The 25,264-nt window shown below is 71.6% G+C and carries 26 protein-coding genes and 1 riboswitch; of the genes, 24 read left to right on the top strand and 2 right to left on the bottom strand.

What is annotated here, in order from left to right:
• Positions 1 to 6: 6 nt before the first annotated feature.
• From H958_RS43885 to H958_RS0122220, 17 genes are all read left to right on the top strand, one after another.
• Positions 7 to 2,379 (top strand): SpoIIE family protein phosphatase, encoded by a 2,373-nt coding sequence (locus H958_RS43885; RefSeq protein WP_051324677.1) that lies wholly within the window; start codon positions 7 to 9, stop codon positions 2,377 to 2,379.
• Positions 2,376 to 3,041: a hypothetical protein gene (locus H958_RS0122295; protein WP_028060272.1), complete on the top strand. Its 666-nt coding sequence runs from the start codon at positions 2,376 to 2,378 to the stop codon at positions 3,039 to 3,041. Before H958_RS43885 ends, H958_RS0122295 begins: the two co-directional genes overlap by 4 nt.
• Positions 3,042 to 3,053: 12 nt before the next feature.
• A complete protein-coding gene (locus H958_RS0122290) occupies positions 3,054 to 3,233 on the top strand; it encodes a hypothetical protein (RefSeq protein ID WP_028060271.1) in 180 nt (59 codons plus the stop codon).
• Between the two features lie 127 nt (positions 3,234 to 3,360).
• Positions 3,361 to 3,444: riboswitch (cyclic di-GMP riboswitch) on the top strand.
• A 69-nt stretch (positions 3,445 to 3,513) separates the two neighbouring features.
• A complete protein-coding gene (locus H958_RS48910) occupies positions 3,514 to 3,942 on the top strand; it encodes a type IV pilin protein (protein ID WP_051324676.1) in 429 nt (142 codons plus the stop codon).
• A gap of 127 nt (positions 3,943 to 4,069) precedes the next feature.
• On the top strand, positions 4,070 to 5,509 hold the full coding sequence (locus H958_RS0122280; RefSeq protein ID WP_028060270.1) for a prepilin-type N-terminal cleavage/methylation domain-containing protein: 1,440 nt from the start codon (positions 4,070 to 4,072) through the stop codon (positions 5,507 to 5,509).
• A 26-nt stretch (positions 5,510 to 5,535) separates the two neighbouring features.
• The gene (locus H958_RS0122275; RefSeq protein ID WP_156028164.1) at positions 5,536 to 6,453 is read left to right on the top strand and encodes a PilW family protein; all 918 of its coding nucleotides are present in this window, start codon (positions 5,536 to 5,538) and stop codon (positions 6,451 to 6,453) included.
• The gene (locus H958_RS48400) at positions 6,453 to 7,670 is read left to right on the top strand and encodes a pilus assembly PilX family protein (protein WP_028060268.1); all 1,218 of its coding nucleotides are present in this window, start codon (positions 6,453 to 6,455) and stop codon (positions 7,668 to 7,670) included. Before H958_RS0122275 ends, H958_RS48400 begins: the two co-directional genes overlap by 1 nt.
• Positions 7,562 to 8,758 carry a type IV pilus assembly protein PilM gene (gene pilM, locus H958_RS0122265; protein WP_322090771.1) on the top strand — a complete coding sequence of 399 codons (1,197 nt, stop codon included), beginning with the start codon at positions 7,562 to 7,564 and terminating at the stop codon, positions 8,756 to 8,758. The genes H958_RS48400 and pilM overlap by 109 nt, the downstream gene beginning before the upstream one ends.
• Before the next feature lie 99 nt (positions 8,759 to 8,857).
• A complete protein-coding gene (locus H958_RS0122260) occupies positions 8,858 to 9,619 on the top strand; it encodes a prepilin peptidase (RefSeq protein WP_028060266.1) in 762 nt (253 codons plus the stop codon).
• Between the two features lie 69 nt (positions 9,620 to 9,688).
• A complete protein-coding gene (locus H958_RS0122255) occupies positions 9,689 to 10,531 on the top strand; it encodes a PilN domain-containing protein (protein WP_196807495.1) in 843 nt (280 codons plus the stop codon).
• Positions 10,528 to 11,268, top strand: coding sequence for a hypothetical protein (locus tag H958_RS0122250; protein ID WP_156028162.1), 741 nt, complete (start codon positions 10,528 to 10,530; stop codon positions 11,266 to 11,268). The genes H958_RS0122255 and H958_RS0122250 overlap by 4 nt, the downstream gene beginning before the upstream one ends.
• Complete coding sequence (locus H958_RS0122245) at positions 11,265 to 12,086, top strand: hypothetical protein (protein ID WP_028060263.1); 822 nt, start codon at positions 11,265 to 11,267, stop codon at positions 12,084 to 12,086. Before H958_RS0122250 ends, H958_RS0122245 begins: the two co-directional genes overlap by 4 nt.
• Positions 12,087 to 12,176: 90 nt before the next feature.
• Positions 12,177 to 13,346, top strand: coding sequence for a chorismate synthase (gene aroC / locus H958_RS0122240; RefSeq protein WP_028060262.1), 1,170 nt, complete (start codon positions 12,177 to 12,179; stop codon positions 13,344 to 13,346).
• A 19-nt stretch (positions 13,347 to 13,365) separates the two neighbouring features.
• On the top strand, positions 13,366 to 14,886 hold the full coding sequence (locus H958_RS0122235; protein ID WP_028060261.1) for a bifunctional shikimate kinase/3-dehydroquinate synthase: 1,521 nt from the start codon (positions 13,366 to 13,368) through the stop codon (positions 14,884 to 14,886).
• On the top strand, positions 14,887 to 15,324 hold the full coding sequence (locus H958_RS0122230; RefSeq protein ID WP_028060260.1) for a type II 3-dehydroquinate dehydratase: 438 nt from the start codon (positions 14,887 to 14,889) through the stop codon (positions 15,322 to 15,324).
• Positions 15,321 to 16,391 carry a M24 family metallopeptidase gene (locus H958_RS0122225; RefSeq protein WP_028060259.1) on the top strand — a complete coding sequence of 357 codons (1,071 nt, stop codon included), beginning with the start codon at positions 15,321 to 15,323 and terminating at the stop codon, positions 16,389 to 16,391. Before H958_RS0122230 ends, H958_RS0122225 begins: the two co-directional genes overlap by 4 nt.
• 60 nt (positions 16,392 to 16,451) lie before the next feature.
• Entirely contained in the window at positions 16,452 to 17,984 is a 1,533-nt protein-coding gene (locus tag H958_RS0122220) for a hypothetical protein (protein WP_156028160.1), read from the top strand.
• 60 nt (positions 17,985 to 18,044) lie between these two features.
• Here the strand turns inward: H958_RS0122220 and H958_RS0122215 are convergent, their stop codons facing one another.
• Both H958_RS0122215 and H958_RS0122210 read right to left on the bottom strand, forming a co-directional pair.
• Entirely contained in the window at positions 18,045 to 18,563 is a 519-nt protein-coding gene (locus tag H958_RS0122215) for an OsmC family protein (protein WP_028060257.1), read from the bottom strand.
• A gap of 2 nt (positions 18,564 to 18,565) precedes the next feature.
• The gene (locus H958_RS0122210; RefSeq protein WP_196807494.1) at positions 18,566 to 19,471 is read right to left on the bottom strand and encodes a bifunctional helix-turn-helix transcriptional regulator/GNAT family N-acetyltransferase; all 906 of its coding nucleotides are present in this window, start codon (positions 19,469 to 19,471) and stop codon (positions 18,566 to 18,568) included.
• A 113-nt stretch (positions 19,472 to 19,584) separates the two neighbouring features.
• Here H958_RS0122210 and H958_RS46610 point away from each other — a divergent pair, with 113 nt between their 5' ends.
• The 7 genes from H958_RS46610 to H958_RS48395 form a co-directional block, all read left to right on the top strand.
• Positions 19,585 to 20,469 carry a type IV toxin-antitoxin system AbiEi family antitoxin domain-containing protein gene (locus H958_RS46610; RefSeq protein ID WP_028060255.1) on the top strand — a complete coding sequence of 295 codons (885 nt, stop codon included), beginning with the start codon at positions 19,585 to 19,587 and terminating at the stop codon, positions 20,467 to 20,469.
• A 9-nt stretch (positions 20,470 to 20,478) separates the two neighbouring features.
• Positions 20,479 to 21,039, top strand: a complete 561-nt coding sequence (gene efp, locus H958_RS0122200; RefSeq protein ID WP_028060254.1) for an elongation factor P — start codon at positions 20,479 to 20,481, stop codon at positions 21,037 to 21,039.
• A gap of 22 nt (positions 21,040 to 21,061) precedes the next feature.
• Complete coding sequence (gene nusB / locus H958_RS0122195; protein WP_028060253.1) at positions 21,062 to 21,469, top strand: transcription antitermination protein NusB; 408 nt, start codon at positions 21,062 to 21,064, stop codon at positions 21,467 to 21,469.
• Positions 21,470 to 21,567: 98 nt separating this feature from the next.
• The gene (locus H958_RS0122190) at positions 21,568 to 21,777 is read left to right on the top strand and encodes a hypothetical protein (protein WP_028060252.1); all 210 of its coding nucleotides are present in this window, start codon (positions 21,568 to 21,570) and stop codon (positions 21,775 to 21,777) included.
• Positions 21,774 to 22,643, top strand: coding sequence for a polyprenyl synthetase family protein (locus tag H958_RS0122185; RefSeq protein ID WP_028060251.1), 870 nt, complete (start codon positions 21,774 to 21,776; stop codon positions 22,641 to 22,643). The genes H958_RS0122190 and H958_RS0122185 overlap by 4 nt, the downstream gene beginning before the upstream one ends.
• Positions 22,640 to 24,565: a 1-deoxy-D-xylulose-5-phosphate synthase gene (gene dxs / locus H958_RS0122180; RefSeq protein WP_028060250.1), complete on the top strand. Its 1,926-nt coding sequence runs from the start codon at positions 22,640 to 22,642 to the stop codon at positions 24,563 to 24,565. Before H958_RS0122185 ends, dxs begins: the two co-directional genes overlap by 4 nt.
• 384 nt (positions 24,566 to 24,949) lie before the next feature.
• Positions 24,950 to 25,264 (top strand): MSCRAMM family adhesin SdrC (locus H958_RS48395; protein ID WP_231379340.1); only part of this gene is annotated, 315 nt, incomplete at its 3' end.

Raw genomic sequence — 25,264 nt, 5'->3', positions numbered from 1 at the left:
CCCTGAGTGGAGAGAGATCGCCCCGTCCAGACGGGCGCGCTGGCGCTCGCGATCGCGTTCGAGCTCGCGCTCGGCGTCGTGGACGCGAACGTGAGCAGCGAGATCGCGCTCACCAGCGCGTTCGTGCTCGCGCCGTTCGCGCTCGCGATCGCGGGGAACTGGCGCCATGTCGCGATCACGGCCGTCCTCGCCCTCGGGCTGGCGATCGCGAGTGGGTGGTGGAACCACTATGCGGGCTCGCTCGATCACCTGACGCGGATCACGATCGTCGCGCTCGGAAGCACGCTCGCGACGCTCGCCGCCCGCGCCCTCGGCCGCGCCGGGGAGCAGGGCGCTCGAATGGAGGTCCTCGCCGCCGTCGGGCGGCTCTCCGGCACCGAGGACCACGACGCCGCGATCACGGGCATCCGGAGCGCCCTCGTCCCGTCGATCGCCGCCGCCTGCTGGATCGAGCTGCCCGAGCTCCCCGCGCCGGAGGATTCCGCGCTGGCCGATCCAGCGCGGCGGACGCTCGAGCGGGGGGAGCCGCAACTCGTCGCCGACAGCGGCGCGACGATCCCGCTGAAGTCGGCTGACACGACGTTCGGCGTGCTCGCGCTCGAGAAGCCCGGCTACACCGCGCACGACGTCGCCTTCTTCGAGATCCTCGCCGGCCGCGTCGCGCTCGTGCTCGCGAACGTCCGCCTCGTCGGCGAGCTGCGGGCGGCGCAGGCCCGGCTCGACGGGATCCTCGGCACGCTCGCCGAGGCCGTCACCGTCCACGACGAGGGGGGTCAGACCGTCTACGCCAACCAGGCGGCCGCCGATCTGCTGGGCCGCTCCACCCCGGAGGACGTCCTCGCCGCGCGCCCCGGCGAGCTCGCGAAGCGCTTCACGATCGCCAAGGAGAGCGGCGAGCCGGTCGGGGTGGAGGAGCTACCGGGGCGCCGGCTCGTCCACGGCCAAACCGCGGCCCCGCTGCTCACCCGCACCGTCGATCGCGAGACCGGTCGCGCGTACTGGCTGCTGACGAAGGCCACGGCGCTGCACGACCGCGGCCGCACCTACGCCGTCAACATCATGGAAGACGTCACGCAGGCCAAGGAGGCCGAGCTCCGGCAGCGCTTCCTCGCGCAGGCGGGGCAGCTGCTCGCGTCCTCGCTGGACTACGAGCAGACGCTCCAGCGGGTCGCGCAGCTCGCCGTCCCATGGCTGGCGGACTGGTGCGCCGTCGACCTACCGGGCGAGCACGGCGAGATCGAGCAGGTCGCGCTCGCGCACGTGGACCCGGCCAAGGTCGCGATGGCAGAGGAGTTCCGCCGCCGCTTCCCGCCTGATCCGCTCGCCCCCAACGGTGTCGCCGGCGTGCTCAAGGGCGGCGACGCCGAGCTCTTCCCCGACCTGCCGCCGGACCTGCTCGAGCGGGAGGTGACGGACCCTGAGCAGTTGCGCGCCCTGCGGGAGATCGGCATCCGCGCGGTGATGATCGTGCCGATGCGGGTGGGGGAGGAGACCCTCGGCGCGATCACGCTCGTGTCGTCCGACAGCGGCCGCACGTTCGACGAGGACGACTTCCTGTTCGCGCAGGATCTCGCCCTGCGCGCCGCGACCGCGGTCCAGAATGCGCGCCTGTACCGCGAGCAGGCGCACGTCGCCGCGACGCTGCAGGCGAGCCTGTTGCCCGAGCGCCTGCCCGCGACGCCCGGCTGGGAGGCCGCCGCGTCCTACCAGGCGGGAGAGCGCGGCGCCGAGGTGGGGGGCGACTTCTACGACATCACCCCGGCGGCCGGCGAAGGCAAGCTCGTCTTCCTCGGCGACGTCACCGGCAAGGGCATCTCGGCCGCCGCGCTCACCTCGCTCGTGCGCCACACCGTCCGCACGGCGGCGCGCTTCGACCCGCGCCCGGCGTCCGTGCTGCGCCTCGTCAACGACGTGCTGCTCGGCCTCCCGCGCCTGTCACCGGTCACGCTCGTGTGCGTGCTGATCGAAGGCACCCGCGCCACGATCGCCGCCGGCGGCCACCCGCGTCCGCTGCTGCGACGCGACGGCGAGGTGCGCGAGGTCGGCCATCACGGCGTGCTGCTCGGCGCGCTCGGCGAGTTCCAGGGCGAAGAGGAGACACTCGAGCTCGCGCCCGGCGACACGCTGATGCTCTACACCGACGGCGTCACCGACACGCCGGGCGCCGCGGACCGCTTCGGCCACGAGCGGCTGATGGCGATCATGCGCGACGCGGGTCCCACGCCACAGGACGTCCTCGAGCGCGTCGACGCGGCGCTGCGCGACTTCCAGGCCGGCAGCGCGGTCGATGACCGCGCGATGCTCGTGCTGCGCTACAGCGGTGCGCTGACGCCGGCGCTCAAGCTCAGCCAGGGGCGGCCGATCCTCAGATCGTCGTGAGCTCCGCACCGCCTCCCGCTCCGCCCGGCGCCGCGCGCGATCATCTGCTCGTCCTCGAGCCGCGCGGCTGGGGCCGCCGGCACTCGACCGACGAGCTGCGGCTGACGCCCAACGGCGCGACCTTCGAGCACGGCGAGTTGCTGCGCGCGCCGTTGCGGCTCCCGCTCGGCCTGCTGCAGCTCGGCCTCGTGGACCGCGGCAGCGCCCGCGGCGCCGGCGGACGCTTCCCGGTGCTGCGCCGCCTCAGCGCGACCGCGGTGATCCCGCGCGAGGAGGGCATCGAGGGCTGGCTGTGGACGAGCACGGGCGGCAGCGCGCTGACGACGCTCGGCGATCCCGAGGAGGCGCCGAACGCCGCGCTGCTGTTCACCAAGCCGCTCGGCCCCGAGCAGCTCGGGCCCTGCCTGCAGCCGGAGGCGCTCGCCGCGATCGTGGCGCGCTCGCCGCTGGGCGTGCCGGCCGTTCCCGGCTTCCTCTTCCGTGTCGAGGATCCCAGCAAGGCCGAGACGGCGTTCCGCGCCTACAACCTGCTCAGGCCGCTGACCGACCGCGAGGTGCCGCCCACCATGCGGCGCTCGCTGCCGACCGACCGCTCGGCCGATCCGGCGGTGCACGTCGCCGTCTCGGGGCCTCCGCGCTCCGTCGCTCCTCCCGGCTTCTAAAGTCTCAGCGCCGTGAGCGCGCCCCAGGACTCCTACGACCCTTCGGTCTGCACCGCCTGCCGGGGAACCGGCGAGGTGATCTCCGGCCTCGGCGGCACGCCGCACCGTGTCAAGTGCCCGTGGTGCGAGGGAAGCGGCCGCTTCGTGCCCGAGCACGACGCCCAGGCCGCAGGCGGCGTGGACAAGGGTTGACCGGCGCGGCGCGGGCCCCGCTCGCGCCGGCGCGGTGTCCGCGACGCGTCGAGCGCGTATCGGCCAGATTCACCTCAAGATGACTTAAGGCTCCCGCCGGTACTGCCGATACCGGGGGTGCCAGCCGAGGTGTCAAAGGCAAGTCGCTCGTGAGGGCGGCATCGCAAAGCCACGGGGCTCTTCCGGATGAAGAGCTTGCCGGGTTGCCACTTCAATCGGGACCGAGGACCTGGCAGCGCAGTTCACAGGCCCAACGATCCCTTCAGGAGGGACCACCTTCATGCTTCACAAGCTCCGTAAGCGCGCTCAGGACGAGAAGGGATTCACCCTGATCGAGCTCCTGGTCGTCATCCTGATCATCGGCATCCTGGCCGCGATCGCTCTGCCGGCATTCCTCAACCAGCGCGGCAAGGCGCAGGACACCGAGGCCAAGTCGCAGGCGCGTACCGCCCAGACCGCGATGGAGACGCTCTACACCGACGAGCAGAGCTACCTCAGCGGCGACGAGACCAAGCTGATCGAGATCGAGCCGGCGCTCGGCTCCGGCAACGCGACGCTCAAGGTCGTGACCCACGCGGCTGACAACTACGAGGTGATGTCGACGTCCAAGACGGGCGACACCTTCTCGATCAAGAAGACCAACACCGGCGTGGTCACCCGCAGCTGCACGGGGACCAAGGGGGGCTGCCCGACGGGCCTCACGTGGTAGTCGGCTGACGCTGACCACACCCTCTGCAAAGCGGGCCCCCCCGGGGCCCGCTTCGTCGTTAACCGACACATCGGGTGACGGCCCCAACCGGCTCAAGGCGAAGCGCCTTCCGGCCGACTTAGACCGTGTGACCCGACGCGCGCTCGCCTCCCAGCACGGCTTCACCATCCTCGAAGTGCTCGCGGCGATGATCGTCCTCGCCGTCGGCGTGCTCGGCACCCTCGGGCTGCTCAACGTCTCCGCCCGCGCCGCCGCGAGCGCCCGCGCGCAGGAGGCGGGCACCAGCCTCGCGCGCGAGTTGATCGAGGGCGCCCGTTCGGTTACCTACGCCAAGCTCCAGCCCACGTCCATCGACGGCGAGATCCAGGCGCTGCCCGGCTTGGCCGACGCGGGCGCCGGACCCGGCTGGACGATCGTCCGACGCGGCATCACGTTCACCGTGCGGACGAGCGAGTGCATCTTCGACGACCCCTCCGACGGAGGCGGCCCGCATGGCGCCTCGTTCTGCAGCGACGGCGCCGCGGCGGGCACCGCCGACAAGGTCCCGGAGGACTACAAGCGCGTGCGGGTGGACATCGACTGGACCAGCCGCGGAGTCGCGCACAACGTCCACCAGTCGGAGCTGATCAACAACAACGGAAGCGCGGGAGCTCCCGCCGTGCGGACGCTGACCCTGTCGAGCCCGTTGCTGGTCAACAACCAGGTCACGAGCGGAACCACGGTCCGATTCGCGCTCACGACGTCCAGCGCGCCGGTCACCACGCAGTGGCTGTTGGACGGCACCGCGCAGGGACCGATCACGAACGGCTCGGGGCTCGCGTGGACGTTCGACTGGAACGTCGGGACCGCCGGCACCGCGAACAGCGTGGTCGACGGAACCTATGTCGTGAGCGCGCAGGCGTTCGACACCTACGGTCAGTCGGGGCCCACGAAGTCGAACACGGTTACGCTCAACCGGCTCGCGCCGACCAAGGTGGCAGGCCTCGTCGGCGGCCGCACGGCCGACCCGAGCGATCCCACGCGCCAGGCCGTCGACCTCGAGTGGCTGCCGAACCCCGAGCGCGACATCACCGGCTACTCCGTCGATCGGACCGACAGCAGCGGCACCAACCGCGTCACCGTCTGTCCGCGCGCGCTCAAGACGAGCTGCATCGACACCTCGCCGCCCAACCAGGACAACCTGAAGTATTACGTCCAGGCGTGGGACACGGACCCGGCGGGCCAGCCTCGCTCCGGGGACTTCTCGGATCCGCTCACCGTGGTGCTCGGCAACACGCCGCCGAACCCGCCGGCCTCGGTGACCGCGATCACCAACGCCGACGGGTCCGCCACGCTGACCTGGGTGGCGCCTAGCCCGGGCGACACCGATCCCGGTGACTCGATCGCCTTCTACCGGATCTACCGCGACGGGAAGACGTTCGCCGATCGGTACGCGACGTGGAGCGGGCCGGGCAGCGCACTGACCTTCGTCGACGCCAACACCAACGACGTGCAGCACGACTACTGGATCACAGCGGTCGACGAGCACTACGCGGAGTCGGTCGTCGTGGGCCCGGTGAGCGCGTGATGGGCCGGCTGAGAAGCGAGCGCGGCATGACGCTCATCGAGCTCCTGCTCGGCAGCGTCATGGCCGTGATCGTGCTCGGATCGACGCTGACCGTCCTCGCGGCCACGAACGACAACGCCCGCCATCAGCAGACGGCGTCCGACAACCAGGACGCCGCCCGGATCTATCTCGACCGCCTCGCGCGCCAGCTTCGCAATCTGGCGAGCCCCTCGCTGTTCAGCGCGAACTACCAGGCTCAGCCCTACGCGGTCGACTCCGCGAGCAACTACGACCTCGTGTTCCGCGTGGTCGGTGACACGATGCCGCCCGGCTCGCTCAATACCGCGAACGTCAAGCGCGTCCGCTACTGCCTCGACAATGCGCAGCCGAGCCAGACGCTGTATCAGCAGGAGCAGACGTGGACCAACGCGGCCAGCAACATGCCGCCCGCGCTCCCGTCGACCGCCGCATGCCCCGGGACGGGATGGACGACGACGAAGAAGCTCGTCAGCGTCGCCGCCAACCGTGTAGGGGGCCAGAACCGTCCGCTGTTCACATACAACTCCAGCGACCCGCAGCGGATCACCGAGGTCCATTCCGAGATCTTCGTCGACACGACGCCGGGGACCCCGGCGAAGGAGACGCGTCTCGCGACGGGAGTGACGCTGCGCAACCAGAACCGCGTCCCGATCGCCGGCATGACGGCGACGGCGACGGCGGGACATCACGCGATCCTCAACGGCTCCGGCTCCGAGGATCCCGAGGGGATGCCGCTCACCTATCAGTGGTACCTCGACCCTCCTTCACCCCTCCCCGACTGCGGCGGCACACCGGTGCCGGCGAGCTGTATCGGCACCGGCGTGGTGTTCGAGAAGGACCTGACGGCGGGAAATCACCGCATCGTCCTGCTCGTCAAGGATCCCGCCGGGCTGCCGGCCACCGACGAGGACACGAGGCTCTACTGATGACTCACACGCTCCGCCGCCAAGAGGGCTTCGCCCTCGTGACCGCGATCCTCGTCATGGCGATGTGCCTGATGATCGGGATCGCGTTGGCCGCCCTCACGGGACGTCAGCAGGGCGACTCCCGGATGCAACGCGAGCGCGAGTCGTCCTTCTCGGCCACCGAGGGTGCGCTCAACGCGCAGATCTTCCAGCTGTCGAAGCAATGGCCCACCAAGCCCGACGCGACCTACGTCTTTCCGGACCAGTGCACGTCCGCCACCGTGAATGTCAACTGCCCGACCGCGTCGACGCTGAGCAAGGCGTTCACCGGAGCCGACTACGACAAGGGCATCCAGTGGTCGACCGAGGTTCGTGACAACGACACCGCCGCAGCCCAGTACTACAACGACGCCACCGTCAGGCAGGAGCCGAGGTGGGACTCCAACGGCGACGGGCTCATGTGGGTGCGCGCGCAGGCGGTCGTCCGCGGCAAGCGGCGGACGCTCGTCGCGCTGATCCGCGCGGAGCGGCTGGACACGCTGTTCCCGCGCAACGTCATCACCGCCAACACGGTGACGATCAGCGACAGCGGCAACCAGAACTACATCAACACCGCCGGGTCGTATCTCATCCTGCGCTGTAACAACTCGGGCGGCGGGCAGCTCTCGGACACCGCCTGCAAGAACTGGAACCAGTCCGTGCAGGTCGGCCCGAACGCGACCGTCAACGTCGTCCCGAACCAGGCGTCCGCGCTCTCGCCGGAGACGATCGACCGGATGCGCAACTACGCGCGCGGGACCGGCAAGTACTACGCGAGCGGCTGCCCCGACCTCGCCGGCGACGTGGTCTTCGTGGAACGGATGAACCCGGGCTGCAGCTACACCGGCAACAGCGAATGGAACTCGGACGCGGCGCCCGGGATCCTGCTCATCGGTTCCGGGTCGATGTCGCTCAGCGGCAACACGACGTATCACGGCATCGTCTATGACGTCAACGGCTCGGACGGCGTAGGCCCCCAGAGCAATGCGGCCGACGTGATCGAGTTGCATGGCAACGGGTGCGTCTCCGGTGCGGTCGTTATCGACGGGCCGGGCGGGCTGACCGTCGGGAACTCGCACGGCGCGTCCAAGTGCAACGGCAACCTGGGCTTCCTGCCGAACGCGGCGAACAACCTGCACGCCTTCGGCACCGCCGGCATCGTGCAGAACTCGTTCCGCGAGATCGTCGCCACCAACTGAGCCGTCTCAAGCGCCCGACCGCCGCTGCCGATACCACCACCGTGTTCAAGCGATCGCGATCCTCCAAGTCGGCGCCCATCGTGGGGCTGGATATCGACGGCGGCCACGTGGCCGCCGCCCAGGTCATGGCGAACGGCACGTTCTCGGTCAAGAACGCCGCCGTCAGCGAGCTGCCGCGCGGGATCATGCGCGACGGCGAGCTCGCCGATCCGGGCGCGCTCACCGAGGCGCTGCGCGGATTCTTCGCCGAGAACGGCCTTCCGCAGCACGTCCGCCTCGGCGTGGCCAGCCAGCGCATCGTCGTCCGGACGCTCAACCTGCCGCCGCTCGCCGACGAGCGCGCGCTCGCGGCGGCGGTCAAGGTCGAAGCGCCCGACCACATCCCGATGCCGATCGACGAGGCGGTCGTCGACTTCCAGTCGCTGGGCGACGTGGACACGCCGGCCGGTCCGCGCACGCGCGTCGTCGTGGTCGCCGCGCGGCGCGAGATGGTGGAGCGCTTCGCGGTCGCGGTCGCGGATGCAGGGCTCCGGGTCGAGGGCATCGACCTGTCGGCGTTCGCCATGGTCCGAGCGCTCCGCTCCGGAGCGGAGACGGACGCGCGGCTCTACGTCAATCTCGGCGGGCTCACCAACCTGGCCGTGGCCAACGCATCCGGGTGCCTGTTCGCGCGCGCCGCGTCCGGCGGGCTCGACACGATCGTGAGCACGCTGGCCGAGCGGCGGGCGCTGACCACAGAGCACGCGGCGCAATGGATCGCGCACGTCGGCCTGGCCGCGGACGTGGACACGATCGAGGGCGATCCGGATCTTGTCGCCACCACGCGGGCGACGCTCGAGCAGGGCGTGAACGAACTGGCCGAGACCGTGCGCGGCTCGCTCAACTTCTATCGCAGCCAGGAGGCCGTGGAGACGGTAGAGCGCGGCCTTGTCACGGGCCGGGGTGCGACTGTGCCCGGGCTCGTCGAGCGTCTTGGCGAGAAGCTGCGGCTGCAGCTCGAGGCCGGCGTGGTGCATGCCGACGATGCCGTCGCCGAGCCGAGCCGCCTGACCGTTGCCGCTGGGCTTGCGGTCGCATCGCGCGACTGACATGGCGCGGCGCGCCGCCGCCCCGCGTGCAATCGTGCCGGACCGCATGAGACGATCCGCACCGACCGCCGGCGGGCGCGCCTCGCGCGCCGGCGCCCGATGAGCACCGCTGCGGCCGCCGTCGTCGCGGCCATCGCGGGCGCCCTGATCGGCTCCTTCCTGAACGTCGTGGCCTACCGGATGCCGCGACGCGAGTCGCTGGTGCGCCCGGGCTCGCGCTGCCCGACCTGCGGCTCACCGATCAAGCCCTACGACAACGTCCCGGTGCTCGGATGGCTGCTCCTGCGCGGGCGCTGCCGGGCCTGCGGAGCGCCCGTCTCAGCGCGCTATCCGGTCGTCGAGGCGGTCACCGCGCTGCTGTGGGCCGGCGTGGTCCTGCGCTTCGGGGCCGACAGCGACGTCTGGCTGCCGCTCGTCTTCGTGACCCTGCTCGTCCCGGTCACCCTGATCGACCTGGACTTCCACATCATCCCGAACACGCTGATGATCGCCGGCGCGGTCGCCGCACTCGCGCTCGTGCCGGCGTTCGAGTCCGGCGATGTCGTGGAGCACCTGATCGCGGGCGCGGCGGCACTCGCGTTCTTCCTCATCGCGGCCGTCGCGTATCCCGCCGGCATGGGGATGGGCGACGTCAAGCTGGCCGGCGTCATGGGTCTCTTCCTCGGCCGCGCAGTGGCACCGGCGATCTTCACAGCGCTGATCGCCGGGACGCTCGTCGGGGTCGTCATCATCGCGCGCTTCGGTGCCGCCGAGGGCCGCAAGAAGGGCATCCCGTTCGGTCCCTGGCTCGCGCTGGGCGGCGTCGTGGGCGTCTTCGCGGGCGACGCGCTGGTCGACTGGTACCTCGACACGTTCACGTAGGCGCAGGCCCCTGGGGTCGCGGCCCCACGTGCCTCAAGGGGTCTGGAGACGATGCCGATACACGGGATCGTGAAAGCCGTCAACCTCCTTCCCCCCGACACGCGCGGCGCGTCCAAGCGGACCGCCGAGCTGGGCGCCCGCCCGGAGGCGACCGGCGGCGCAGGTCCTTTCATCGTCCTCGGCGTGCTCGCGGCCTGCGTGGCCGGAGCCGCCGGATACGTCCTGACCACCAACACCATCAAGCAGCGCGAGGCGGACCTCGCCGCCGCCACCGCCCGGGAGCAGTCGATCATCCACGAGGTGGCGCAGCTGAAGCCCTTCGCGGACTTCGACGCGCAGACACGAGGGCGCGTGGCGACCGTGCGCGACATCGCCGGCTCCCGCTTCGACTGGGAGCAGGCTCTCCGCGACCTTTCGCGAGCCGTCCCGCGCGACGTCACGTTGAAGTCGCTCACCGGCGACATCAACCCCACCGCGGGCTCCGCCGGCGGCGGCTCCAGCTCGCTGCGCGGGCTCATCCAGTCCCCCGCGATCACGCTGAAGGGCTGCGCTCCCGGCCAGTCCCAGGTCGCCCAGCTGATGGCGCGCCTGCGCAACATCGACGGCGTCACCCGCGTCTCGCTGAGCAAGTCGGACGTCCAGAAGTACGACTCCACGGTGGACAGCGGCACGTCGTCCACGGCGCAGCGCCGGAACGCGGCTCCCTGCGGGCTCGGAAAGCGGCCTTCGTTCGAGGTCGTAGCGTTCTTCGAGCGCGCCGACCCGGCGACCGTGGCCGCCGCCGCGGGCTCGCCGGGCGCCGCACCCACGCCGACGCCGACGCCCGGAGCGACTCCGGCGCCGGGCGCCTCCGCGACGTCCGCCGGAACCTCCGCTGACGCGTCCACCTCGACCGGAGGGTCCAACCCGTGAGCCGTACGTATCGAATCGTGATCGTCGCGGTCCTTGCGCTCGGCGCCGTCGGCGGGTACTGGAAGCTGCTGCTCGCTCCGAAGCGCGAGCGCGCCGCCTCTCTTGCCAAGGAGCTGACGCTCCAGGAGGCCAAGGCCGCTCAGGCGCAGGCCACGCTCGGGAGCTACCGGCAGGCCAAGGACGCCTACCGGACCAACTTCTCGACGCTGGTCGCGCTCGGCAAGGCCGTGCCGGCGGACGATGACACCCGCTCGCTCGTCGTCCAGCTCGACGCCAGCGCCAAGCGCAGCGGGGTGGACTTCGACAACATCGACGTGAACTTCAGCGGCGCTGCGGCGACCTCGGCGTCGCCAACGGCGTCGGCGCCTGGGGCCGCCAAGACGGTCCCCGGCGCGATCGGCGCCGGCACCTTCTCGGTGATGCCGTTCACGCTCTCGTTCACCGGTGAGTTCGACGGCCTCGGGAACTTCTTCTCCCGGCTGGAGCGGTTCGTGACCGTCGACGGCGATCGGATCGCCGTCAACGGCCGGCTGCTCCGGATCGAGAGCCTGACGCTGCAGCCGGCGGACACCGGCTGGCCCGGCGTGGCGGCCCAGATCGGCGCCGTGTCGTACATCGTGCCGAAGGAGGCCGCCGGCGGGGCCACGCCGGCGTCGCCCGGGACCGGGACGAGCACGTCCGCCTCGTCGACCACGACGGCGAGCGCCCCGTCCACCTCTGCCGGAGACCTCCGATGACCGTCCTCACCGATACCTTGCGACAGCTCGTCCGGCGGCGCCTGTGGCCGGTCGCGCTGCTCCTGGTCGCCGCCCTGGTCGCGGTGCCCATGACGCTGGCGAAGTCCCCGGACCCGGTGCCGCCGGTCCCCGTGGCCACGACGGCGAAGGCCGGGGTGGCCCAGAACGTCGCACGGCCGCTCGTCGAGCTGCGCGAACCGGCCGCGGGCGAGACTCGCCGTCGCCGCGTGCTCGGCGCCGCCAAGGATCCGTTCGAGCCCGCGCCGCTGCCCAAGGCCAAGAAGAGCAAGAAGGTCAGCAAGGCCGAGCCCAGCCCGACGCCGACGCCCGAGGCGCCCGCAAGCAGCGGGCCCGGGTCCGGCGCACCGGGCGGGTCCGGCGGCGGGACCTCCGCGCCTCCGTCGGCCGAGCCGACGCCGGCGCCGACGGTCACGATCCCCAAGGGCTCGATCAAGGTCCGCTTCGGCGTGCCGTCCGACACATCCGAGCTGCCCGAGCTCCTGATCGGCCACCTGGAGGCACTTCCGTCCTCCGATGCGCCGGTGCTCGTGCTCGAACGCCTGAAGGACAACGGCAAGACCGCGGTCTTCTCGATTCCCGGCGACATCACGGCCGTCGGCGACGGCAAGTGCCAGCCCACGCCCGACGACTGCGCGTCGCTCGAGCTGCGGGCCGGCGAGACCGAGTTCGTCACCGTCAAGGGCGGCGCCGACGACGGCTCCGACGTGCAGTACCAGCTCGACCTCGTGAAGATCTTCGCCAAGGCGACCGAGGTGCCCAAGGACTCCGTCCCGGTCACCGACGGCGCATCTTCCTGACAGCCTGCGGCGGGAGCCGATGACGCGCGCGGCGGGCCTCGAGGCCCGCCGCCGCCCGTTGCGAGGGCTCGTCCTCCTAGGATCTCCGGCGTGCCGCTGCATGTCGTCACCGCCGGGGAGTCCCACGGACCAGGCCTGACCTGCGTCGTCGAGGGCCTGCCCGCGGGCCTCGAGCTCGATCTCGCCGCCATCGACGGCGACATGGCCCGCCGTCAGCTCGGACACGGGCGCGGCGGCCGGATGAAGATCGAGAAGGACTCCGCCCAGGTCACCGCCGGAGTCCGCCACGGGCGCACGCTCGGCGGCCCCGTCGCGCTCCAGGTCGCCAATCGCGACTACGCCAACTGGGAGGAGCGGATGAACCCGTGGCCGGTGGAGAACCCGGTCCCGGAGGTCCATCTCCCGCGTCCGGGGCACGCCGACCTCGCCGGCGTGCAGAAGTTCGGCTTCACCGACGTCCGTAACGTGCTCGAGCGGGCCAGCGCCCGCGAGACCGCGGCCCGCGTCGCCGGCGGCGCGCTCGCGAAGGCGTTCCTGCGCGCGCTCGGCGTCCACGTCGTCTCGCACGTCACGCAGATCGGCTCGATCCGGGCTTCGGAGCCATCCGGAGATCTGGCGCCGTCAGACTTCGTTGACGTCGACGCGTCGCCCGTCCGCTGCCTCGACGCCGACGCGGCGAAGGCGATGGTCGGCGAGATCAACGTCCTGCGCAAGCGCAACGAGTCGATCGGCGGCATCTTCGAGGTGCGCGCGTTCGGGCTCGTGCCCGGCCTCGGCTCGCACGTCTCCTGGGAGCAGCGGCTGGACGGCCGCATCGGCATGGCGCTGCTCTCGATCCAGGCGGCGAAGGGCGTCGGGCTCGGCGACGGCTTCGACCTTGCCGGCCGGCCGGGATCGGAGGCGCACGACGAGATCTTCTACAGCGACGAGCGCGGGTACTACCGCGAGACCAACCGCTCCGGCGGGCTCGAAGGCGGCATGACCACCGGCGAGCCGCTGATCGCTCGCGTCGCCATGAAGCCGATCCCGACCTTGACCAAGCCACTTCGCTCCGTCGACATCTCGACGCACGAGCCGGCGCAGGCGCTGCGCGAGCGCACGGACTCCTGCGTCGTGCCCGCCGCGGGCGTAGTGGGGGAGGCGATGCTCGCGATCGTGCTCGCCGGCGCCTACCGGGACAAGTTCGGCGGCGATCACATCGATGACGTGCGCGCGTCGATAGACGCCTATCGCGCGCGGATCGGGTGGAAGCCGCGGTGACCGTTCCCGGCGGCGTGCGATGACCGCGGGCGGAGAGGGCGCCCTCGTCTTCATCGGCTTCATGGGCGCCGGCAAGACGACCGGGGCCCGCGCCGCCGCCGCCGCGCTCGGCGTGCGCGCGATGGACACCGATCGCGCGCTCGAGGAGCGCCTGGGCACCTCGATCGAGGACTACTTCGCATCCCACGGCGAGCGCGCGTTCCGCGAGGCCGAGGAGGACCTCGTCGCCGAGTTCCTCGAGGACCCGCCGGCGCCCGTGCTCTCGCTCGGCGGCGGCGCGATCGCCTCCTCGCGCGTGCGCGATCTGCTGCGCCGCCACACCGTCGTGCTGCTCGATGTGGACGAGCCCACCGCGTGGCGCCGCGCCGGCGGCAAGAAGCGCCCGCTGGCGCGCGATCGCGAGCGCTTCGCCGCCCTGCACGCCGAGCGCTCGCCGATGTACGAGTCGCTGGCCGACGCGATCCTGCTCGACGGCGCCGCCGACACGATCCGCGCCGCCTCCGCCGCGCTGCGCGACATCCCGCCGGGCGTGAAGGTCGTGTGGGCGATCGCGGGCGGTGCGCAGTACCCCGTCTACGTCGGCGACGTGCTCGACGGCCAGTTCTGGCCGGTCCCCGGACGCCGCTTCGTGATCAGCGACGAGACCGTCGCCTCGCTGCACGGCTCGCGCCTTCCGACCGCATACGCCCGCTTCGCGATGGAGCCGGGCGAGGGAGCCAAGACGCTGGCCACGGCCGAGCGGCTGCTGCGCGGGCTCGCCGAGGCGGGGATGGATCACGACGACCACGTCGTCGCGCTCGGCGGCGGCGTCGTCGGCGATGTCGCGGGCTTCTGCGCCGCCGTCTACCAGCGCGGCGTCGGCGTCGTGCAGGTGCCGACCTCGCTCGTCGCGCAGGTCGACTCCGCCTACGGCGGCAAGACCGGGGTGGACCTGCCCGAGGGCAAGAACTACGTCGGCGCCTATCACCAGCCGCGCGCCGTGCTGGCCGACCCGCGCACGCTCGCTTCGCTGCCCGCGGCCGAGCTCGCCGCCGGCTGGGCCGAGGTCATCAAGACGGCGCTGATCGCCGGCGGCGGCCTGTGGGAGCGCGTGCGGCGCGGGCACCCGAACGTCGACCGCGAGCTCATCCTCGCCTGCGCGCGCACGAAGCTCGGCGTCGTGGCGAGCGACGAGCGCGACGCCGGCCGCCGCCAGGTCCTCAACCTCGGCCACACGATCGGCCATGCGATCGAGACCGCGACCGCCTACCGCCGCTACCGGCACGGCGAGGCCGTCGGGCTCGGCCTGCTCGCCGCCCTGACGCTCTCCGCCCAACCGGGGCTGCGCACCGAGGTGGCCGACCTGCTGGCGGAGCGAAGCCTGCCGGTCGAGCTCGATCCGGCGGTCGACCGGACCGCCGTCCTCGCGGCGGTGCAGCGGGACAAGAAGCGCCGCGCCGGGCGCGTCGGGTTCGTGCTGGTGGAGGCGCCCGGCAAGGTGCAAACCGGCGTCGCGATGGCGGAAAGCGACATCCGCGCCGCCCTGTCAGAGTTGCGCTGAATGGGTAACCGCGTCACCGTGCTGCACGGTGTGAACCTCAGCGCGCTGGAGCACCGGCCCGCCGAGCATTACGGCAGCCTCACGTTCACCGAGCTCGAGGTGCGGATTGCGCGGTTCGGGCGCGAGCTGCAGCTGGAGACGTCGTTCTTTCACTCCAACCACGAAGGTGAGTTCGTGGAGGAGCTGCACAAGGCTCCCGACTACTCCGACGGGCTGCTGCTCAACCCCGGCGCGTGGACGCACTACTCGTGGGCGATCCGCGACGCGCTGGAGATCGCAGGGCTGCCGGCGATCGAGGTGCACCTCTCGAACGTGCAGGACCGCGAGGACTTCCGGCGCGTGTCTGTGCTCGATGGCGTCGTCGTGGGGAAGGTGCACGGCCAGGGCGTCGAGGGCTATCGCACGGCGCTCGAGCAGCTCAAGGCGGCGCTCGCGTGAGCCGCGCCGATCGCGTGTCCGCCCGGCTGGCCGAGCGCGGGCTCGACGCGCTGCTCGTCACCGACCCGGTCAACCTCCGCTACGTCACGCGCTTCACCGGCTCGAACGGGCTCGCCGTCGTCGGACCGGACGTGCGCCGCTTCGTCACCGACTTCCGCTACGTCGAGCAGGCCAAGCTCGAGGTCGACGGCTTCGACCGCGAGCGCGCCGCACTGCAGCTGATCGAGCCGCTCGCCGAGGGCTGGGCGGACGGGGACGTGCGGCTCGGCTTCGACGACGCGTCGCTGTCCGTGCGCGCCCACGCGCAGCTGCGCGAGAAGCTGCCCGACCGCGTCGCGCTGGTGCCCGCCGCCGGGGTGGTCGAGGAGGAGCGGGCGGTCAAGGAGCCGGAGGAGATCGAGCGCCTCGCCGCCGCCGCGGCGATCGTCGACGACATCTACGGCTGGGTCCTGGAGCGCGGGCTCGTCGGGCGGACCGAGCGCGACGTCGCCGTCGCGCTGGAGCACGAGATGCGCCTGCGCGGCGCCTCGGGGTCGAGCTTCCCGTCGATCGTCGCCGCCGCCGAGCACGGCGCGCTCCCGCACGCGCAGCCGCGCGACGTCGAGATCCCCCGCGACACGCTCGTGACGATCGACATCGGCGCGCGGCTCGACGGCTACTGCTCGGACTGCACGCGCACCTACGCGACCGGCGCGCTGCCGGGCGATCTCGCGGAGGCCTATGAGCTGGTCCTGCGCGCGCAGCTCGCGTCGCTCGCCGCCGTCGCGCCGGGACCGACGGGCCGCGAGATTGACGCCGTCGCGCGCGAGCTGATCACCGAGGCCGGCCACGGTGATCACTTCGGCCACGGGCTCGGCCATGGGGTCGGGCTCCAGCCCCACGAGGCGCCGCGGCTGTCTCGCGCCGCGCCGGATTCGCCCCTGGTGGCGGGCAACGTCGTGACGGTCGAGCCGGGCGTCTACCTGCCCGGGCGCGGCGGCGTCCGCATCGAGGACCTGGTGGTCGTGACCGAGCAGGGCCACGATGTCCTCTCGCGGACCACGAAGGATCTCCTGACGGTCGGATAGGGTCGCCGCCCCACCTGGCGCGCTCAAGGCGAGCGGAGCGGGCGCCGATACCGGTGACCGATGGAACTTCGATCCCGCCACCGCCTGCAGCTGCGCCGCGCCGCCATGACGGCCGCGCTGGGTGCGCTCCTCGTGCCCGCCACGGCGGGTGCGGCCACCAAGAAGACGCCGACGATCCGCAAGGTCGCCCCGAAGACCATGAACGTCGGCGACACCATGACGCTCACCGGCAATTACTTCCGCCGGGGCAAGGGCAAGAACAGCGTGCTGTTCAAGCGCGACCGTGGCAAGCAGCTGTTCGTCAAGGCCAACGTCAGCACGGCCAAGAGGCTCACGGTCGTCATCCCGAAGAAGCTCGAGAAGTACATGGCGATCAAGAACGGCCAGCCGGCGCCGACGAGGTTCCGTCTGCGCGTGCTCAGCACGCGGCTCGGCAAGGCGTTCACGTCGGTCAAGCTCTCGCCGACGATCGGGCCTGAGAAGCCGAAGACCGGAGCCGGGCCTGGACCCGCCGCGCCGGACGGCGACTGCGACGGGGACGGTGTGCTCAACGGGGTCGACGGCGACGACGACAACGACGGCCTGCCCGACACGCTCGAGCTCCAGCTCAAGCTCGACTCCTGCAGCGCGGACACCGATGGCGACGGCGTCGCGGACGGCTACGAGTATGCCTCCGCGGTGGACCTCAACAACGACGACTACCGCAACCCGTCGATCTCGCTGCCGTACCCGGGCAAGCGGGCGTACCCGAATCCGCTCGACTCCACGGACGCGAACACCGACTACGACGGCGACGGGCTGACCATGGCGCAGGAGTACGCGCTGTGGAAGTACACGATCGCGAACGGCGCCGACGCGTCGCTGCAGAACCTGACCTACTCCGACGGCCTCCAGTTCTCGATCTACCGGCGCGACGCGAACGGGCGCCGTGTCCCGAACCTGCCGGCCGCCGGCTACACGAAGCATCTCGCCTTCCTCACTGCGGTCGCCGCCAACGGCTACTCCACGGTCACCCTCCCGGACGACCCCGGCAACACCTACGCGTTGCTCGACTTCGATCGCGATCACGCCGTCTCGCCGCAGGAGGACCAGTACCTCGATTGGCACGGCACCGGCTGGAACGGCACCGCCGACGGCCATTTGTCGGACGACGAGCGCGACGAGGACGGCGACGGTCTCTCGAACTGGGCCGAGGACAACGGCTGGCTGACGTCGGACTGGTGGAAGGGGCGGTACGACAGGGAGACCGCGTTCCGCATCACCTACGTCGGCACAAGCGCGACCGACCCGGACTCCGACGGCGACGGCCTCGTGGACGGCGCCGACGATCAGGACCATGACAACTACCCGAACGTCGTCGAGCAGGACCGCTACCAGATCACGTGGGCGACGCACGGCTTCGACGTCCCGGCCGCCTCGCCGCCGAACTCGACCCCGGCGTACGGGCGCGTGAATCCCTTCAATCCGTGCCTGCCGTACATCTACTCGCGCACCTGCCCGACGTTCATCCCCTTCAAGGGCGCCTGGGCTCCGTTCGACGGGCCGCCGTACGACCCGGGCGGCTCCGATCCGAACTACCTCGTGCTGCGCTGACCTCTCCTCCCAGTTCAGCCGCGTCCGAGGGCCCGCCGGCATCCGGCGGGCCCTCGGCCGTTAAGCGGTCGCCCCGGCGCGCTCGAGCTTGACGTCGAGCGCCGGCGTCGTCGCAAGCGTCTGGTAGACGACGCAGTAGCGCTCGGTCAGCTTCAGCAGCGTCGCGAGCTGCTCGTCGTCGGCGTCGGTGTCGAGCTCGAAGCGCAGGCGGATGTCGCGGAAGCCGACCGGCGCGTCGCGATCGACCGCGAGCGTCCCGCGGAAGTCGAGGTCGCCGTCAGCCTGCACGCGGCCGCCCTCGACGTTCACGCCGAGGCTCGTCGCCACGGCGCGCAGGGTCACGCCGGCGCAGGCCACGAGCGCCTCGAGCAGCATGTCGCCCGAGCACAGCAGCGATCCGTCGCCGCCCGTGGCAGGGTGTAGGCCGGCCTCGGCGATTGCGCGCCCGGTCTGGACCGAGCAGGAGATCCCCTCGCCGAGGTTGCCGGTCGCCGAGAGCGTGATCAGCGCGGCATCGGGATCGGTCTTGTACGAGTCTTTCAGCGGCGCCTGCAGCGCGCGGAGCTCATCGCGGTCCATGCCTAGAGCGTAAGCGACCACGTCTGCTCGACGAGGTCGTGTCCGAACGCGCGGTGCGGGGACTCGCCGGTGAGCGTGAACCCGGCGCGCTCGTAGATCCGCCGGGCGGCCGTGAGGACGTCGTTCGTCCACAGCGTGAGCTCGGCGTACCCGCGCGCGCGGGCGTGACGGATGACCTCGTCGACGAGCCGGCCGCCGAGGCCGAGGCCGCGCGCGTCGGGCTCCACGAGCAGCGTGCGGAGCTTGGCGGTGAGCTCGTCGTGGTGGACGCACAGCACGCACCCGGCGCGGCGGCCGTCCACCTCGGCGATCCACGCCTTGTCGCGCTCCGGGTCGAACGCGGCGGCGATGCCCGCGACAAGCGTCTCGAAGCTGGCGTCCCACCCGTACTCGCGGGCGTAGAGGGCGCCGTGGCGCGAGACCATCCAGCCGAGGTCACCGGGCTCGAGCCGGTCGCGGATCGACACGGTTCGCGGCCCAGGGTCCTGCAGCGCCGCGCGGACCTCGGCCAGGGCGCTGACGAGCCTGGCGCGGCGGACGTCGCCGAGGTCGTCGAGCAGCCGGCCGACCTGCTCGACGGTGCGGCGATCGAGCGTCGCGAACGCCTCGGCGCCCGCCGGCGTGAGCCTGATCAGCCGCCGCCGGGCGTCGCCCTCCGAGCGTTCACGCGCCAGCAAGCCCGCGGACTCGAGGCGCGTGAGGAGGCGGCTGAGCTGCCCGGCGTCGACGTCCAGCGCGTCCCGGAGCGCCGAGGTCTCCAGCGCCTCATGGTGTCCGAGCTCGTAGAGCACGCGGGCTTCGGCCAGCGGGTGCGGCGTGCGCACCAGGCCGCCGCGCACGAGCCCGAGCCGGCGCGTGTAGAAGCGATTGAACGAGCGCACGGCATCGATCTGCTCGACGGTCGACATGCTTGACATTGTCAACATGTTCCTTGACAGAGTCAAGCCGCGGCACCCCGCGGCGCGATCTCTACACAGTCGCGCCTTGTTCCGTTCCACCCACCGGCGCGATCGTGGAATGGGTGCCGCGAGCGAGGTCGCCGATACGCGCTGGAGCCGACAAACCCGACACGCTCGTCGCCGCCCGCGCCGCCGAGCAGTGGGGAGCCGTCTCCACGGCGGATCTCCGCGGATGCGGTCTGACGCGCGACGCGATCCTGCACCGCGTCCGCGCCGGCCGTCTGCACCCGATTCACCGGGGCGTCTACGCCGTCGGCCACCCGCGCCTCACGCTCGAGGGTCGATTCCTTGCCGCCGTGAAGGCGTGCGGACCGCGTGCCGTCCTCAGCCACCGCTCCGCTGCCGTGCTGTGGGGCCTGCTCGATCCGGTGGAGCGTTATCCCGACGTGACCGTGCCCGTCAAGCGAGAACGCCCGGGCATCAACACCCACCGAACGCGCTCTCTCGTCGATGCGGTCGTCGTCCACCGAGCCATCCCGGTCACCACGCCGAAGCGCACGCTCCACGATCTCGCGAGAACCCTCCCGGACAAGACCCTCCGACGCGCGGTGCGCGAAGCGCTGACGCAGCGCCTCATCCGCCCACAAGACCTCGCCGCAGGCGGGCCGCGAATCCGCGCCATCGTCCCGGCGCCCACCCGCAGCGTCCTCGAGGACATGGTCCTCGATCTCATCCTCACCGCCGGCTTCGCCCGCCTCGACGTCAACGTCCCGCTGCACATCGGCGGCGCCCTGGTCATCCCCGACTTCCGCTGGCCCGCCGAGCGCCTGATCGTCGAGGCCGACGGCGCCGCCTACCACGCCCACACGCGCGACGAGGACGCGCAAAGACAGGCGCTGCTCGAGGCCCACGGCGAGCGCGTGCTCAGGATCACCTACGCGCAGGCCACCGAGCGCCGCCGCGAAACCGTCCGCAGACTCCGTCTCGCGGGCGCGCCCCTAGACTGAGCAGCGGCCATGATCTCCACCAACCAGTTCAAGAACGGCAATCACATCGAGGTCGACGGGACGGTCTTCAAGATCCTCGAGTTCCAGCACGTCAAGCCCGGCAAGGGCGGGGCGTTCGTCCGCACGAAGCTGCGCCGGGCGACCGACGGCAATGTGATCGACCGCACGTTCCGCGCCGGCGAGAAGTTCCGCCCCATCCACACCGAGGCGCGCAAGATGCAGTTCCTCTACGCGGATGGGACCGACGCGCACTTCATGGACGAGGAGTCCTACGAGCAGATCGCGCTGCCCGAGTCGGGCGTCGCGGAGCCGCTGAAGTGGGTCAAGCCCAACGAGACCGTCGACATGCTCTACATCGACGGCGAGCCGGCGGACATCCAGCTCTCCGCCTCGGTCGAGCTCGAGGTCACGCACACCGAGCCGGGCGTCCGCGGCGACACCGCCTCGGGCGGCGGGAACAAGCCCGCGACGCTGGAGACCGGCGCGACCGTCAACGTTCCGCTGTTCGTCAACATCGGCGATCGCGTGAAGGTGGACACCCGCTCCGGCTCCTATATGTCGCGCGCCTAGCCTCAGCTACCCTCACGCGCCAATGCGCAGGTCCGAGCAGCGGCGCGCGGCAGTCTTCGCCCTCTATCAGCACGACCTCACGAAGAGGCCGCTCGACGACCTCTTCGAGTCGGGCACCGGTCCCTTCACGCGTGCGCTCGCGCACGCGACGTCGGACTTCGCCGACGAGCTCGACGCGCACATCGAGCGCCACGCCCGTAACTGGACGATCGACCGCATCGCCCCGCTGGAGCGCGCGATCCTGCGCACCGCGCTGCTCGAGATGACGCATCCCGAGCTGATCGAGGGCGAGCGGCCGATCCCGCCCGAAGGCGCCATCGACGAGGCGGTGGAGACCGCCAAGGCGTTCTGCGGCGCGGAGGCCCCGGGCTTCGTCAACGGCATCCTCGCGGCCGTGCTGCGCGAGTTGCGCGGCGCCCAGACGCGCTAGGACGTCGTTCACGCGCGGCGCCGTCCGGCACGCCTGCCCGATCGCCAAGCATCGCCTCGCTCGGCCTTCCGCGCCGACCGCTGCCACAATGCACCGCCATGCCGCCAGAGCCACTTGAGCGACTGATCGAGCGCCTCGAGCTCGCCGCCGTCACCCTGCGCGCCGGCGAGCTGCCGGCCGACCGTGCCGCCGCGCTCGTCGAGGAGTGCGCCCGCGTCGCCGCCGAGGCGGGCGCCGAGCTGGATCGCCAGGTGCGCGCGGCGGACGCCGGGCCTGCCCCCGCGGGCCAGCTCGCCCTGCCTTCGTGAGCAACTACCCGGACAACCTCCGCGTCCAGATCGAGGAGTACCTCGAGACGCTGCGGTTCTCGCGCGAGCCGGCGACCGACGGGCTCGAGGAGGCGATGCGCTACAGCCTGCTCGCAGGCGGCAAGCGGATTCGTCCGGTGCTCGCGCTCGCGACGGCGCGTGCGATCGGTATGGAGCCGGCCGCCGTACTCCCGTTGGCGGCGGCGATCGAACTCATCCACACCTACTCGTTGATCCACGACGATCTCCCTGCGATGGACGATGACGAGCTGCGCCGCGGCCGCCCCACATGCCATGTCCGCTACGGCGAGGACGTGGCGATCCTCGCCGGGGACGCGCTCTACGCCGAGGCGTTCCGGCACGTCATCGCCGAGCAGGCCGGGCCGCCGGAGCGCGTGCTCGCCGCCGTGGGCGAGCTGGCCGCCGCTTCGGGCGTGGACGGGATGGTCGGCGGACAGTACATCGACGTGAAGGGCCTGGTGGAGGACGGCGGCGCCGAGCTGCGCCGGCTTCATGAGCTCAAGACCGGGCGGCTGATCGGCGCATCCGTCGAGTGCGTCCTGCTGCTCGCCGGTGATGGGATCCGCTCCACTACACTGCCTCACTTCCGTGCGTTTGCTGCTGAGCTCGGGGTGCTGTTCCAGATCGTCGACGACATTCTCGACGTGACCGGCACCGACGTGGCATTGGGCAAGCCGCAGGGAAGCGATGAGCGCCATGGCAAGATCACCTACGTGAGCCGCTACGGCCTGGAGGGCGCGCGCGAGATGGCGGCGGAATCCCATCGCAAGGCCCGCGCCGCGCTCCCGCCCGAGGCGCACGAGCTCGCCCAGGTGACGGACTTCATCTCGACCAGGACCTCATGACTTCACTCCTCGACCGCATCGACCGCCCCCAGGACCTGCACGGGCTCTCAGACGACGAGCTCCAGAAGGTCGCGCAGGAGGTCCGGGAGCTGCTGATCGACACCGTCGGGGAGATCGGCGGGCACTTCGGCGCCAACCTCGGCGCGTGCGAGATCGCCGTGGCGGTGCACTCGCTGCTGGACTCGCCGCGCGACAAGGTCCTGTGGGACGTGGGTCATCAGGCGTACCCGCACAAGGTCCTGACCGGCCGAAGGCAGGAGCTCGGAACGATCCGCAAGTACGGCGGCCTGGCCCCGTTCTGCACGCCGGCCGAGTCCGAGCACGACACCATGGGCGCCGGCCACGCCTCCACCGCGATCGGCTACGCCGTCGGCATCAAGGAGGCGATGCTGCACGGCGGGATCCCGGACGGCAAGGTCGTCTCCGTCGTCGGCGACGGCGCGATGACGGGCGGCGTCGCGTTCGAGGCGGTCTCCCAGGCCGGCGGGCTCGGCACGCCGATCGTCGTGATCCTCAACGACAACGGGATGTCGATCTCCCCCAACGTGGGCGCGCTCTCGCGCTACCTGAACCGCGTCCGGCTGGACCCGGGGCTGTGGGAGGCGCGCGAGGGCGTCGAGGAGAAGCTGACGAAGCTGCCGGCCGGCATCGGCGCCGCGTTCGAGCGCCTCGGACCGCGGCTGAAGGAGTCCGTGAAGGCGTTCTGGGCTCCTGGCCTCTGGTGGGAGGAGCTCGACTGGGCGTACATGGGCGTGATCGACGGCCATGACGTGCGCGCGCTGCGGCGTGCCCTGAAGGCCGCCTTCGAGGCCGAGCGTCCCGTCGTCATCCACTGCGCCACGGTCAAGGGCAAGGGCTTCGCGCCGGCGGAGAACGGCGGGCTCGAGGGCATGGAGAAGTGGCATGCCGCCAAGCCGAAGTCGATCGCGCAGCGTCGCCCGGCGCCGTCGCGTCCCGCCGCGCCTGCGCCGCCGCAGTACACGCAGGTGTTCGGCGAGGCGATGGTGCGCGAGTGCGAGCGGGACCCGCGCGTGGTCGGGATCACCGCCGCCATGAACTCGGGGACCGGCCTCTCGATCCTCCAGAAGGCGCTTCCCGACCGCTACTTCGATGTCGGCATCGCCGAGCAGCAGGCGATCCTGTTCGCTGCGGGACTCGCGCTCTCCGGCATGCGGCCGGTGGCGGCGATCTACTCGACCTTTCTCCAGCGGGCGTTCGACCAGATCGTGCACGACGTCTGCCTGCAGAAGCTGCCGGTCACGTTCGCGATGGACCGCGCCGGCCTGGTCGGCGACGACGGCCCGACGCACCACGGCGTGTTCGATATCGCCTATCTGCGGATGCTTCCGAACATCACGCTGATGGCGCCGCGCGACGAGGCGATGCTGGTCCACATGCTCCACACCGCCCTGCAGATCGGCGGCCCGGCGGCGCTGCGCTACCCGCGCGGGGCGGGCGTCGGCGTCGAGCTGCCGGCGGCGCCGTCGCTGATCCCGGTCGGCACGGGCGAGGTGCTGCGCCACGGCGAGCGGGTCGCGCTGGTCGGCTACGGCACGGGCGTGGGGAAGGCGCTCGGCGCCGCGGACCTGCTCGCGGAACGCGGCCTGGACGTCACGGTCGCCGACGCGCGGTTCGCCAAGCCGCTGGACGCGGCGCTGCTCGCGTCGCTCGCCGCCGAGCACGACCTGCTGGTGACCGTCGAGGAGGCCCAGCTCGCGGGCGGCTTCGGGTCGGCCGTGTGGGAGTCGTTCTCCGAAGAGGGCGCGGGGGTGGCGCCCCGGATCCTGCGCGTGGGCCTGCCGGACCGCTACGTGACGCACGGCGCTCCCGCGCTGCTGCACGAAGAGGTCGGCTTCACCGCCGAGAGCATCGCGGCGCGCGTCGAGAGCGCCGTGCTCGATCCGCGCGGCTCGTTCGCCTAGTGCGTTGATGTAAATCAACGGGGAATCCGTCGAACGGCGGACTCCCCGGCTGCGTAACCACGCCCGAACGACACTTCGGAGGGGGCTGCATATCCCGCCCGAACAACATCTCGGAGGGGGCTGCGTGGGTCTTAGGGCGAGGTACTTGCCGTGGCTGGTCTGCGGCACGGCGGCGGCCGTCGGAATCCCGGCGCTCGCGTACGGGCAATCTTCTTCCGCTCCGCCGTTGAGCGGGAGCATCCAGGCGTTCGATTTCGGGTTCAAAGACCCGGGAACCGGCGACGACACGATCACGATCGCCGCCGGCGGGACCGTGAATTTCTCCTATCCGACGGGTGGGAGCTTCCACGACGTGGACTTCGGCGACGGGCCGCAACCGGCGTCGTGCTCACAGACGTCGGGGACGGTGTCCGGTCCGGTGCCGCCGCTGCCGGCGGGGCCGACGCGCTCGGGGTGGGCTGGGACCTGCCGGTTCGACGTGCCGGGGACGTATGCGTTCTTCTGCGACGCGCATTCGAACATGACGGGGACGATCGTTGTGGAGGGCGCGACGCCGACGCCGACTCCCACGGCGACGCCGACCGCCACGCCGACCGCGACGCCGACCGCCACGCCGACCGCGACGCCGACGGCGACGCCGACCGCGACGCCCACGGCGACGCCGACCGCGACGCCCACGGCGACGCCGACCGCGACGCC

Source organism: Candidatus Solirubrobacter pratensis (genome assembly GCF_000425945.1).
Taxonomy (GTDB): domain Bacteria; phylum Actinomycetota; class Thermoleophilia; order Solirubrobacterales; family Solirubrobacteraceae; genus Solirubrobacter; species Solirubrobacter pratensis.
Note: the sequence above shows the minus strand (reverse complement) of the source record. Positions and strands in the feature narration are given on the sequence as shown.

Bases quoted from the DNA above. Each gene is read 5' to 3' on its own strand.
- H958_RS48910 (WP_051324676.1), top strand. From the start codon at position 3,514: ATGCTTCACAAGCTCCGTAAGCGCGCTCAGGACGAGAAGGGATTCACC.
- H958_RS0122275 (WP_156028164.1), top strand. From the start codon at position 5,536: ATGACGCTCATCGAGCTCCTGCTCGGCAGCGTCATGGCCGTGATCGTG.
- H958_RS48400 (WP_028060268.1), top strand. From the start codon at position 6,453: ATGACTCACACGCTCCGCCGCCAAGAGGGCTTCGCCCTCGTGACCGCG.
- H958_RS0122260 (WP_028060266.1), top strand. From the start codon at position 8,858: ATGAGCACCGCTGCGGCCGCCGTCGTCGCGGCCATCGCGGGCGCCCTG.
- H958_RS0122245 (WP_028060263.1), top strand. From the start codon at position 11,265: ATGACCGTCCTCACCGATACCTTGCGACAGCTCGTCCGGCGGCGCCTG.
- H958_RS0122235 (WP_028060261.1), top strand. From the start codon at position 13,366: ATGACCGCGGGCGGAGAGGGCGCCCTCGTCTTCATCGGCTTCATGGGC.
- H958_RS0122230 (WP_028060260.1), top strand. From the start codon at position 14,887: ATGGGTAACCGCGTCACCGTGCTGCACGGTGTGAACCTCAGCGCGCTG.
- H958_RS0122220 (WP_156028160.1), top strand. From the start codon at position 16,452: ATGGAACTTCGATCCCGCCACCGCCTGCAGCTGCGCCGCGCCGCCATG.
- H958_RS0122215 (WP_028060257.1), bottom strand. From the start codon at position 18,563: ATGGACCGCGATGAGCTCCGCGCGCTGCAGGCGCCGCTGAAAGACTCG.
- H958_RS0122210 (WP_196807494.1), bottom strand. From the start codon at position 19,471: ATGTCGACCGTCGAGCAGATCGATGCCGTGCGCTCGTTCAATCGCTTC.
- efp (WP_028060254.1), top strand. From the start codon at position 20,479: ATGATCTCCACCAACCAGTTCAAGAACGGCAATCACATCGAGGTCGAC.
- nusB (WP_028060253.1), top strand. From the start codon at position 21,062: ATGCGCAGGTCCGAGCAGCGGCGCGCGGCAGTCTTCGCCCTCTATCAG.
- H958_RS0122190 (WP_028060252.1), top strand. From the start codon at position 21,568: ATGCCGCCAGAGCCACTTGAGCGACTGATCGAGCGCCTCGAGCTCGCC.
- dxs (WP_028060250.1), top strand. From the start codon at position 22,640: ATGACTTCACTCCTCGACCGCATCGACCGCCCCCAGGACCTGCACGGG.